A 10,435-nucleotide genomic window follows, 5' to 3' on the forward strand; every position below is an offset into this window, starting at 1 on the left:
GCCCCGCCAGCAGCGCCCAGGCCCGGTCGGCGGCCAGCAGGCCGAAGCCGGCGCGGGGCGACATGCCGAGGGAGAAGGCCGCACCCTCGCGGCTCTCGGCGAGCAAGGCCTGGATGTAATCGAGCAGGCGCGGGCCGGCATGGATTGCCCGTGCTGCGGCGAACAGGGCGTCGAGTTCGCCCGGCGCAAGCTCGGCCGGCAGGTGGGCGATCAGGTCCCGGCGATCCTCGCCGGCCAGCAGGGCGCGCTCGGCGGCGCGATCCGGGTAGCCCAGCGAGAGGCGCATCAGGAAACGATCGAGCTGGCTTTCGGGCAGCGGAAAGGTGCCGATCTGCTCGGCCGGGTTCTGGGTGGCGATCACGAAGAAGGGCTGGGGCAGCGGCCAGGTCTGGCCTTCGGCGCTGATCTGGCGCTCCTCCATGGCTTCGAGCAGCGCGCTCTGGGCCTTGGGCGTGGCCCGGTTGATCTCGTCGGCGAGCACCAGCTGGGCAAACACCGGCCCCGGGTGAAAGCGGAAGGCGCCGTCCCGCTGATCGTAGATCGACACCCCGACGATGTCGGCCGGAAGCATGTCGCTGGTGAACTGGATGCGCTGGAACTGCAGCCCGAGCAGGCGGGCCAGCACGTGGGCGAGGGTGGTCTTGCCGACGCCGGGGATGTCCTCGATCAGCAGGTGGCCACGGGCCAGCACGCAGGCCAGGGCGAGGCGTACGGCGTGGTCCTTGCCGAGAATGATGCGGCTGGCGGAATCGATGAGGCGTCGGGCGATGTGAATCGGCATGGCGAAGGCTTTTTTCGGGGGCGGGTTAAGTGGATAATGATTCCACAACAGCGGGCAGGCTGTGCGGCAATGCCGGCATGGTCTTCTGCAACAATCAACGCGCTTCTGCGAGGTTTCGCGAGGGGAGGGTTTTTAATGACGAGTACCGCATTCATCACACACCGCGACTGCTGGCTTCACAACATGGGTGAGCATCACCCGGAATCTCCCGAACGTCTGGCGGCCATCAACGACCGTCTGATCGCGGCCGGTCTGGACATGTACCTGGCCTTCCACGATGCACCGCTGGCGAGCGTCGAGCAGATCTCCCGCGCCCATCCCCGCCCCCACGTCGAGGAGCTGCTGGCCAGCGTGCCCGAGCACGGCATCCGCCACCTCGACCCGGACACCGCAGTGTGCCCGAACACCATGAAGGCCGCCCTGCGCTCCGCCGGGGCGGGCATCCTCGCCACCGATCTGGTGATGTCCGGCGAGGTCGAGAACGCCTTCTGCGCCATCCGCCCGCCCGGCCATCATGCCGAGGCCGACAAGGCGATGGGGTTCTGCTTCTTCAACAACGTGGCCGTTGCCGCCCGCCACGCCCTTGAAGCACACGGCCTGAAGCGCGTCGCGATCATCGACTTCGACGTGCACCACGGCAACGGTACCGAGAACATCTTCAAGGACGACCCCCGCGTGCTGATGGTCAGCATCTTCCAGCACCCGTTCTACCCCTACAGCGGTGCCGACAACCCGGCGCCCAACATGGTCAACGTGCCGGTCAAGGCTGGCTCGCGGGGCGACGTCTTCCGCGAGATCGTCTCCGACATCTGGGTGCCTGCGCTGCGCAATCACGCCCCCGAAATGATCTTCATCTCGGCGGGTTTTGACGCCCACTACGAGGACGACATGGGTTCCCTGGGGCTCGTCGAGGCCGACTACATCTGGGCGACCGAGCAGCTCAAGAAGGTCGCCGCCGAGACCGCCGGTCGCCGCATCGTGTCGATGCTCGAAGGCGGTTACTCCCTGTCTTCGCTGGCCCGAAGTGTTGTCGCGCACATCAAATCCCTCGCCGATCTGTGATCCGGCCGCGCGGCGGAACGCCTGTTTCGCCGCGCTTTCCTCCGGGCTGACCCCCTGTTTTGGTAACAGCAATTTGCGCCCGTCTATCCTTCCGGAAGTGATTGGGTACAATATTCAACTTTCCCTCTCTCCCGATAGCCCATGATTACCGGTTCGATTGTCGCCATCGTCACGCCGATGCTCGAGGATGGCAGCCTGGATCTGCCCCGTTTCCGCAGCCTGATCGACTTCCACATCAAGGAAGGCACCGATGCGATCGTCGTCGTCGGCACCACCGGCGAATCGCCGACGGTGAACGTCGAGGAGCACTGCGAGCTCATCCGCGTGGCCGTCGAACACTCTGCAGGCCGCATTCCGGTCATCGCCGGCACCGGCGCCAACTCCACCCGCGAAGCCATCGAGCTCACCGAGTTCTCCCGCAAGGCGGGTGCGGTGGCCGGCCTGTCGGTCGTGCCCTACTACAACCGCCCGACCCAGGAAGGCATGTACCAGCACTTCCGCGCGATTGCCGAAGCCAGCCCGCTGCCGATGATCCTCTACAACGTGCCGGGCCGCACCGTCGCCGATCTCGCCAACGACACGACCCTGCGTTTGGCCGAGATCCCGAACATCATCGGCATCAAGGACGCCACCGGCAGCATCGATCGCGCCTGCGACCTCGTGGCCCGTGCCCCCAAGGATTTTGCCCTTTACACCGGCGACGACATGACCGCCATGGCCTTCATGATGCTTGGCGGCCACGGCACCATCTCGGTCACCGCCAACGTCGCGCCGCGCCTGATGCACGAGATGTGCGTCGCCGCCATCGCCTGCGACGGCCCGCGTGCCCGTGATCTGAACGCCAGGCTGGTCAAGCTGCACCGCGACCTGTTCTGCGAAGCCAACCCGATTCCCGTGAAGTGGGCGGTGGCGCAGATGGGCCTGATCGGCAACGCCATCCGCCTCCCGCTGACCCAGCTGTCCGAGCCCTTCCATGGTCGCGTCCGCGAGGCCATGCGTCAGGCCGGCATCGAAGTCTGAAACGGTTCCACCTAAGCGTGTCAAACCAGGACTGGTTTTTCCCACCCCGAGGGTTACGAATGCAAAGCCGAAAGTTGGCTTCCGGTGCGACGGTCGTCGTCGCGTTTGCGCTTGCCGGATGCTCCGGTTCCTTGTTGGAATCGAAAAAGATCGACTACAAGAGTGCGGCGGCCACCGCCAAGCGTCCCACGCTCGAGGTGCCGCCGGATCTCACCGCGCCCACCGCAGACGATCGCTATGCCGTTCCCGACGTGAGCCCGAAGGGCATTGCCACGTATTCGGCCTACAGCGCCGAGCGTTCGAACCAGGCTGGTACCGCTGCGGCCACCGCTGCGGGTGTCGCGCCCGGCGTGGCTGTGGCGCCCCAGTCCATCGACAAGATGCGCGTCGAGCGTTCGGGTTCGCAGCGCTGGCTGGTGGTGCCTGGCTCGGCCGACAAGATCTGGCCGCAGGTCCGCGAGTTCTGGCAGGAGAACGGCTTCATCCTCAACATCGACAGCCCTGACATTGGCGTGATGGAGACCGACTGGGCCGAGAACCGCGCCAAGATCCAGGATGACATCATCCGCCGGACCCTCGGCAAGGTCATCGACGGCATCTACTCCACGCCGGAGCGGGACAAGTACCGCACCCGGCTGGAAGCGGGCAACGAGCCCGGCACGGTCGAGATCTACATCAGCCATCGCGGCATGATGGAAATCTACCCGAACGAAGCCAAGACTCAGACGATCTGGCAGCCGCGCCCGGCCGATCCGGAGCTCGAAGCCGAGTTCCTGCAGCGCCTGATGGTTCGCCTGGGGGCCGACGAGACCCGCGCCAAGGCCCAGATTGCTGCCGTGCCGAAGGCCGAGAAGGCCAGCCTCCAGAACGTCGAAGGCGGTGCTGCGGTTCTGGAGGTACAGGAAGGTTTCGATCGCGCCTGGCGCCGGGTTGGCCTCGCGCTGGATCGCGTGGGCTTCACCGTCGAAGACCGTGACCGCGCTCAGGGGCTTTACTACGTGCGTTACGTGGATCCGGAAGTCGACGTCAAATCGAAGAAGGATGAGGGCATCCTGTCGCGGCTGGCCTTCTGGCGCAGCGACAAGCCGCAGGTTCAGTCGGGCAGCCAGTACCGGATCTACGTGAAGGGTGCCGATGCATCGTCTTCCGTGCAGGTGCTGACCCGTGAAGGTGGTACGGACACCTCGACCTCGGCCCGCAAGATCCTGTCGCTGCTGCACGATCAGCTGAAGTAGATCGGTTCCTGTGCTTCACAAGCAAAACGCCGGCAATGTCCGGCGTTTTGTTTTTGTGCCTGCTTCCGCTTAAGGATTGTCCGCGGGCTGGCAACGGGCGTAAAAAAAGCCAACCCGCAGGTTGGCTTTTTTTCAACAGCGAAAAGATTACTTCTTTTCGGTGTTGGCAGCGGCAGCAGCAGCGGCGTTTTCGGCGGTGGAGCCAGCGGCGGCCGGAGCGGCAGCGGGAGCAGCAGCTTCAGCGGGCTTGGCATCAGCAGCCGGAGCGGCAGCGGGGGCAGCAGCTTCAGCGGGCTTGGCATCAGCGGCGGGGGCAGCCGGGGCGGCCGGGGCAGCAGCGGCGGGAGCAGCAGCCGGAGCTTCAACGGGCTTCGGCTCTTCCTTCTTGCCGCAAGCGGAAACAGCGAGTGCAACGAGAGCAGCAACCAGGAGAGATTGTTTCATTGTTGGTTTCCCTTATCGATAAATGAAGTACAACAAGCTTAAATCAGGAGCAATCAGGTGGGGGACCCGATCTGGCCCGAATCCTACCACGGAGGAAGTGCTTGAATAAAGACGTTGTTGCGTTGCCGCAACAAGCCCGCGGTGGTGTCAAGCCGGATTGTCAAGGTAACGCGCTATTCCATCAGATTTGCTGATGGATGAGCGAAGCCGCAGCAATACCAGTCATAAAGCAGCGCGATGCCTTCTTCCGACAAACCGGCAATTGTGTCGACGCGGCGGTTGTCGGCCAGAGCCTGGAGCGTGGGCTGGTCGTCGGTTTCGACTGGAACGGGCTCGCCGTTGATGAAGAAGTGGCCGTCGGTAAAAAGCAGCAGGCTGCGCGCATCGAGGCGGTAGCCGTCCTTGGTGCAGGCTTCCACGAACTCGTCGTGCTCGAGGGGCTCGTCGGGCGAGTCGAAGAAGACGTGGGGCTTGGGTTCGGTGAGGTAGGCGCCGAGGAAGCCGCGGACGTCCTCGCGGGTCCAGGTGATGCGCTGGAGGGTTTCGGCCACCCGGTCGATCATCTGGTCGCTGATCTGGGCCGAGTGGGCCTGGTGCTTGAGATCAGGGTCGGCGTAGATACCATCGAGCTGGAGGGTGTCCTGCAGATAGTTGAGGAACTGCTGGGCGAGTTCCTGGTAGGTGGGCGAGCGGAAGCCGATGGAGTAGGTGGTGCATTCGCCGATGGCGATGCCGTTGTGGGCCCAGTGGGGCGGCAGGTAGAGCATGTCGCCGGGCTCGAGCACCCAGTCGTACACCGGGCGGAAATCCTGCAGGATCTTGAGCGGCGCGTCTTCGATGAGCGTGCGGTCGTCCTGGTCGCTGATGAGCCAGCGGCGCTTGCCGATGCCCTGGAGCAGGAACACGTCGTAGTTGTCGAAGTGGGGGCCGACGCCACCGTTATCGACGGCGTAGCTCACCATCAGGTCGTCGAGCCGGGCCTGGGGGATGAAGTCGAAGCGGTGGAGGAGTTCGTCGCCATCGGGGCAGAAGAGGTTGAGCCCCTGGATGAGCACCGTCCAGGGCTGCTTCTTGCGCTTGAGGTCGGATGCCTTCTGGGGGCCGTGGATGACTTCCCAGGTGGTTTCGGTGTGGGTGACGTAACGGGACTCCACGTCCGGATCACGGGCGAGCTCGAAGAGTTCGTCCTTGGTTACGACGCCGGTGAAGCCGGGAACCGCCTGGCGCACGAGGAGCGGTTTTTTTTGCCAGTATTCGGTGAGAAAGGTCTCGACCGACAGGCCGCCAAGAAGTGTATTTGTCATCCGCCAATTATAACGCGCCGGATTGCAACGGCTGTGACCGCCGCTAAAATGGCGCCCTTTCTGTTTCGACCGTATTGCCATGCACGCAGCTGCCCCCCGCGAAGCCGTTGTCGAATCCCTTGATCACGAGGGGCGCGGCGTCACCCACGTCGACGGCAAGACGATCTTCATCGAGGGCGCCTTGCCCGGCGAGCGGGTCGAATTCACGCCCTACAAGGTCAAGCCGAACTACGAGGTGGCGGATGTGACGCGGGTGATTTCGGCCAGCGCCCAGCGGGTCGAGCCGCGCTGCCCCCACTTCGGGGTGTGCGGTGGCTGCAGCATGCAGCATCTGGAATCCGGTGCGCAGGTGGCGGCGAAGCAGCGGGTGCTGGAGAACGCCCTCTGGCACATCGGCCGGGCGCGGCCGGATGTGCTCTACCCGCCGATCGTCGGCCCGGCCTGGGGCTATCGTTATCGCGCGCGGCTGTCGGTGCGGATGGTGCCGAGCAAGGGCGGCGTGCTGATCGGCTTTCACGAGCGGCGTAGCAGCTACGTGGCGCCAATGGAAAGCTGCGCGATCCTGCCGCCCCATGTGTCGGCGATGGTGCCGCGGTTGCGGGCGCTGATTTCCGGCATGTCGGCGCCGGATCGTCTGCCGCAGATTGAGATCGCGGTGGGCGAGGGGATCACGGTGATGGTGTTCCGGCATCTGGTGCCGCTCTCTGCGGCCGACACGGCCCGGCTGGTCGCCTTTGGCGAGGCGGAGTCGATCCAGGTGTGGGTGCAGCCGAGCGGCCCGGATTCGGCGCGTCGGCTGTTTCCGAAGGACGCGCCGGGGTTGGCCTACACGCTGCCGGAGTTTGGCGTGTCGATGGCCTTCCGGCCCACCGACTTCACCCAGGTGAACATGGGCATCAACCGGGTGCTGATGCGCCGGACGATGCAGTTGCTCGATCCTAAACCCGGGGAGCGGATCGCCGACCTGTTCTGCGGGCTAGGTAACTTCAGCCTGCCGATTGCCCGTCTGGGCGCTTACGTGGTGGGTGTTGAGGGCAGCGACGCGCTGGTCCGTCGGGCGGGCCAGAATGCCGTCGACAACGGCCTTGGTAAGCGCTGCGAGTTCCACGCCGCCAACCTGTTCGAAGCGACCGAAGACAGCCTGGCGGCGCTCGGGCCGCTGGACAAGCTGCTGATCGATCCACCCCGGGAAGGGGCCATCGCGGTGGTCAAGGCGCTGGGCGTGTGTTCGCCGAAGCGCATCGTCTATGTATCGTGCAACCCGGCCACGCTGGCCCGGGATACCGCGGTGCTGACCAACGAGAAGGGTTACCGGCTGATGGGGGCGGGCATCGCCAACATGTTCCCGCAGACATCCCATGTGGAATCCATCGCGCTCTTCGAGCGGGCCTGAGGCTGCAAGGCTCCAATGAAAAAGGCGACCCGAAGGTCGCCTTTTTGCTTACCGACGCGGACGCGTGTCAGTCGCGCTCGCCGCCAAAGGCCATGATGAGGTTCAGCAGGCTCACGAAGACGTTATAGACGTCGAGGTAGACCGCCAGGGTGGCCGTCACGTAGTTGGTCTCGCCGCCCTGAACGATGTTGCTGATGTCGTACAGGATGTAGCCCGAGAACAGCAGGACCACCGCCGCCGAGATGGCCAGGTGCAGCACCGGCATCTGCAGGAAGATGTTGGCGACCATCGCCAGCAGGAGCACCACCAGACCCACGGTGAGGAACTTGCCCATGTTGGTGAAATCGCGCTTCGTGACGCTGGCGATGCTGGCCAGGGTGACGAAGATCGCGCCGGTACCACCCGCCGCGAGGGCGATCATCGAGCCGCCGTTGGAGAAACCCAGGGCAACCTGCAGGATGCGCGACAGCATCAGGCCCATGAAGAAGGTGAAGCCCAGCAGCAATGCGACGCCGAGGCCATTGTTCTTGTTCTTCTCGATGCCGTAGAAGAACGCGAACGAGATGCCCAGGAACAGCGCGAAGGCAATGAACGGGCTGCCTGCCAGGAACGAGAACTGCATTTGCACGCCGAGCAGTGCACCGGCAACGGTCGGCACCATCGAGAGCGCGAGCAGCATGTAGGTGTTGCGCAGCACGCGGTTTGCGCCTTGCGACAAAACCTGCGTTTGCTGACCGTAAGTGTCGAGTTGCATGGATTTCCTCCAGATTGATGTAAAGCAGATGACCTGCACTGCTTGAGAGTAACGGACGCCCCTGAAAGTTTCAACCGCGCGGCCCATGCTAGAATGCGCCCCCTCGGAGGTGTGGCAGCGTGGTTGCTGCACGGGTCTTGATGGCCTCCGTAGAGAGAATCTGGAAGCTTGGCAGAGTGGTCGATTGCACCGGTCTTGAAAACCGGCAACCCGAAAGGGTTCCAGGGTTCGAATCCCTGAGCTTCCGCCAACACGAAAATGACTCGGCGCAACTTCAGCGAGTGCGCGACAGTTTGAAGATATTGACAAGAGGCCGCCTGCGGGCGGCTTCTTGCTTTTCAGGGGGCGCATCCGCAGCGGGCTGCGCGAGCATGTTTTCCGTCCACGCTGACCGTGTCCGATCATGGCAGAAGCTGGAGCGTGGTGACAAAGCCTGCGCGTAACCCGATCCAGATCAAGGAATTCGCCTGGTCCAGACGGCACACTGGCGATACCCGACAAATTCAGTCGGACTTTATCGACACCCCAGGAGCGCCTCGATGCAAACCATCCATGTCTGCAACCACACCACCCCGGAAGCCCTGTACCCGTTCGACGCCCGCGGCATTGCCAAGCGTTTTCGCCATGCGGCGATCTTCGGCGCGCTGGACGCGCTGATGCCCGGCGAGACGATGCGTTTCTGCAACGACCACGACCCGATCCCGCTGCTGGGCCAGCTGCAGCAGCGCTATGGCGAGAAGGTCACGATCACCTATCAGCAGCGCGAGCCGGGCGCGATCGTGATCGACTTCGCCAAGGTCGCCTGATGTTGCAATTCCAGCAACAATCATTGTTTGATTGTTGCTGGAATTTAACTAAATCGCGGGGCTGGCGATGCCGTCGTCGCCCCGCACGTAGTCCAGCGCCTCGTGCTGAAGCAGCACTGCCGTCATCGTGGCGGGGGTGATGAGGCCGGCCAGCCGGCCGTCGTCGTCCACCACCGGCACGCCCGCCTGCCCGCCGGCGCCCAGCAGGTGGGCGGCCACGGCGATGCCGTCGGTGGTATTCACGCGCTTCAGGCCAAGGCCGGGCGTCAGCATGATCTGGCCGGCCACCTCGGGCTTGTCCGAATGGGAGCCGGGTGTAGGGCGCAGCAGGCGACGCACGTTGTCGCCGATGCCGCGGGCGCTGTCGGGCTCCACGTGGCGCAGAAAATCCTCCAGACGCAGCAGGCCGATCACCCGGCGGCTGCGGTCGATCACCGGCAGCAGCGCCAGGTTGTGACGGTTCATCAGGCGCCAGGCCTCGTTCAGTTCGGTCGCAAATTCGACGCTCACCGGGGCGGGCGTCATCACGTCGCCGCAGGTGAGCAACACGTGACGATGAAAGGCGTGGCGCGCGGCGCGCTGGAAGACCTGGGTCAGGTCGTCCTCGCTCACGTCCAGGTAGGCGTCGATTTCCTCCAGCGCCGCGGCGATGTCGGGCTGGCGGATGCCGGCCGGGCTCGGGCGCGCGGGGCGTGGCGCCGCGGTGGGCGGCGAGCACAGCGGGTAGCGGCGGCCGGGGATCAGGTTGTTCACCGCGGTGGCCGCCATTAGCATCGCCACCACGTTGCTGGCCGCGGCACCGAGGCTGGTGACAGCGTCGAGCCCCTGGGCGGCGGCCGTGGCCATCACGATCGCCATCGCGCCGCCGGGCGGATGGATGCAACGCAGGCGGGCCATCAACCACACCGACACCCCCACCGCGGCGCCCACCGCGAGATACGCATTGGGCAGCCAGTGGCCGCTGGCAAAGCCCACCAGCGCCGGCAGCAGCAGCCCGCCCATCACCGACCAGGGCTGGGCGAGGGGGCTGTGGGGTAGCACGAATAGGATCACCGAGGTGGCGCCCAGCGGCGCCAGCAGCCGACGGGCCTCCGGCGATACCGGCAGCACGTACAGCACGCCCTCGAAGATCATCACCCCCAGCAGGGCGGCGAGGGTGCTGCGGTGGCGTTCGGGGGGCGAGATGGGTGCGGCGTCGGCAAACAGGTAGCGCCGGGCGAAGTCGTGAAGGGCTTGACGGACGGAAGGCATGGCTTGCGGGTGGCCGGTGGAGCCGGCAGTCTGCCGGGCTTGGCGGCGGTCGGCCTTGATGTGGGTTTGGTCGGATCGGCGGTTGGTGGCGGACAATCCGGCCTGATGGCCCGGTGACGAAAGACAGGAGCAGGCAGTGCTGATTTATCTCGGCTGTAGCGCGGTGGCGGCCTTTGCGCTGGCGGTGGGGCTGATGGTGGCGGGCGCGCCGCCGGCGGCGGTGGCCCACGCAGCCTTCGCGCTGGGTGCGATGCCGCTCATCTTTGCGGCGATGGGGCATTTCGTGCCGGTGCTCACCCGCAGCCCGGGCGTGGAGCCGGCCATCCACCGGCTGCCGCTGGCGATGCAGGCGGCCGGCGCGCTGGTGGTGGCGGTGCTGGCGGGG

Annotated in this window: 11 protein-coding genes and 1 tRNA gene; 7 read left to right on the forward strand and 5 right to left on the reverse strand. The window is 65.1% G+C overall.

Going from position 1 to position 10,435, the window contains the following annotated elements; translation table 11 throughout:
* The coding region (locus QQK25_RS20960) for an AAA family ATPase (RefSeq protein WP_284189712.1) at positions 1 to 781 on the reverse strand (781 nt) is incomplete at its 3' end.
* 135 nt (positions 782 to 916) lie between these two features.
* On the opposite strand from QQK25_RS20960, the gene QQK25_RS20965 reads away from it, so the two are divergent.
* From QQK25_RS20965 to bamC, 3 genes are all read left to right on the forward strand, one after another.
* Positions 917 to 1,843, forward strand: coding sequence for a histone deacetylase family protein (locus QQK25_RS20965; protein WP_153159818.1), 927 nt, complete (start codon positions 917 to 919; stop codon positions 1,841 to 1,843).
* Between the two features lie 141 nt (positions 1,844 to 1,984).
* On the forward strand, positions 1,985 to 2,863 hold the full coding sequence (gene dapA, locus QQK25_RS20970) for a 4-hydroxy-tetrahydrodipicolinate synthase (protein WP_153159817.1): 879 nt from the start codon (positions 1,985 to 1,987) through the stop codon (positions 2,861 to 2,863).
* 59 nt (positions 2,864 to 2,922) lie between these two features.
* A complete protein-coding gene (bamC, locus tag QQK25_RS20975; protein ID WP_284189713.1) occupies positions 2,923 to 4,098 on the forward strand; it encodes an NlpB/DapX family lipoprotein in 1,176 nt (391 codons plus the stop codon).
* On the opposite strand, the gene QQK25_RS20980 is transcribed toward bamC, so the two are convergent.
* Both QQK25_RS20980 and QQK25_RS20985 read right to left on the reverse strand, forming a co-directional pair.
* Complete coding sequence (locus tag QQK25_RS20980; RefSeq protein WP_284189714.1) at positions 4,086 to 4,463, reverse strand: hypothetical protein; 378 nt, start codon at positions 4,461 to 4,463, stop codon at positions 4,086 to 4,088. The two genes, bamC and QQK25_RS20980, sit on opposite strands and share 13 nt — an antisense overlap.
* Before the next feature lie 252 nt (positions 4,464 to 4,715).
* A complete protein-coding gene (locus QQK25_RS20985) occupies positions 4,716 to 5,846 on the reverse strand; it encodes a ribosomal protein uL16 3-hydroxylase (protein WP_284189715.1) in 1,131 nt (376 codons plus the stop codon).
* 79 nt (positions 5,847 to 5,925) lie between these two features.
* Between QQK25_RS20985 and rlmD the strand changes: the two genes are divergently transcribed.
* Positions 5,926 to 7,239: a 23S rRNA (uracil(1939)-C(5))-methyltransferase RlmD gene (gene rlmD / locus QQK25_RS20990; protein WP_284189716.1), complete on the forward strand. Its 1,314-nt coding sequence runs from the start codon at positions 5,926 to 5,928 to the stop codon at positions 7,237 to 7,239.
* A gap of 67 nt (positions 7,240 to 7,306) precedes the next feature.
* Here rlmD and QQK25_RS20995 read toward each other — a convergent pair whose 3' ends face one another.
* Positions 7,307 to 7,993, reverse strand: a complete 687-nt coding sequence (locus QQK25_RS20995; RefSeq protein WP_284189717.1) for a Bax inhibitor-1/YccA family protein — start codon at positions 7,991 to 7,993, stop codon at positions 7,307 to 7,309.
* A gap of 162 nt (positions 7,994 to 8,155) precedes the next feature.
* Here QQK25_RS20995 and QQK25_RS21000 point away from each other — a divergent pair.
* Both QQK25_RS21000 and QQK25_RS21005 read left to right on the forward strand, forming a co-directional pair.
* Positions 8,156 to 8,243 (forward strand) — tRNA-Ser (locus QQK25_RS21000).
* A gap of 289 nt (positions 8,244 to 8,532) precedes the next feature.
* Complete coding sequence (locus tag QQK25_RS21005) at positions 8,533 to 8,799, forward strand: DUF2249 domain-containing protein (protein WP_153159800.1); 267 nt, start codon at positions 8,533 to 8,535, stop codon at positions 8,797 to 8,799.
* 48 nt (positions 8,800 to 8,847) lie between these two features.
* Here the strand turns inward: QQK25_RS21005 and QQK25_RS21010 are convergent, their stop codons facing one another.
* Positions 8,848 to 10,146: an HPP family protein gene (locus tag QQK25_RS21010; RefSeq protein WP_284189718.1), complete on the reverse strand. Its 1,299-nt coding sequence runs from the start codon at positions 10,144 to 10,146 to the stop codon at positions 8,848 to 8,850.
* A gap of 40 nt (positions 10,147 to 10,186) precedes the next feature.
* On the opposite strand from QQK25_RS21010, the gene QQK25_RS21015 reads away from it, so the two are divergent.
* The coding region (locus QQK25_RS21015; protein WP_284189719.1) for a hypothetical protein at positions 10,187 to 10,435 on the forward strand (249 nt) is incomplete at its 3' end.

This window comes from Zoogloea oryzae, from assembly GCF_030161255.1.
In the GTDB taxonomy this organism is placed as follows: domain Bacteria; phylum Pseudomonadota; class Gammaproteobacteria; order Burkholderiales; family Rhodocyclaceae; genus Zoogloea; species Zoogloea oryzae.

Excerpts from the sequence above, each read along its gene's own strand:
- QQK25_RS20965 (WP_153159818.1), top strand. The coding sequence starts at position 917 with ATGACGAGTACCGCATTCATCACACACCGCGACTGCTGGCTTCACAAC.
- dapA (WP_153159817.1), top strand. The coding sequence starts at position 1,985 with ATGATTACCGGTTCGATTGTCGCCATCGTCACGCCGATGCTCGAGGAT.
- bamC (WP_284189713.1), top strand. The coding sequence starts at position 2,923 with ATGCAAAGCCGAAAGTTGGCTTCCGGTGCGACGGTCGTCGTCGCGTTT.
- QQK25_RS20985 (WP_284189715.1), bottom strand. The coding sequence starts at position 5,846 with ATGACAAATACACTTCTTGGCGGCCTGTCGGTCGAGACCTTTCTCACC.
- rlmD (WP_284189716.1), top strand. The coding sequence starts at position 5,926 with ATGCACGCAGCTGCCCCCCGCGAAGCCGTTGTCGAATCCCTTGATCAC.
- QQK25_RS20995 (WP_284189717.1), bottom strand. The coding sequence starts at position 7,993 with ATGCAACTCGACACTTACGGTCAGCAAACGCAGGTTTTGTCGCAAGGC.
- QQK25_RS21005 (WP_153159800.1), top strand. The coding sequence starts at position 8,533 with ATGCAAACCATCCATGTCTGCAACCACACCACCCCGGAAGCCCTGTAC.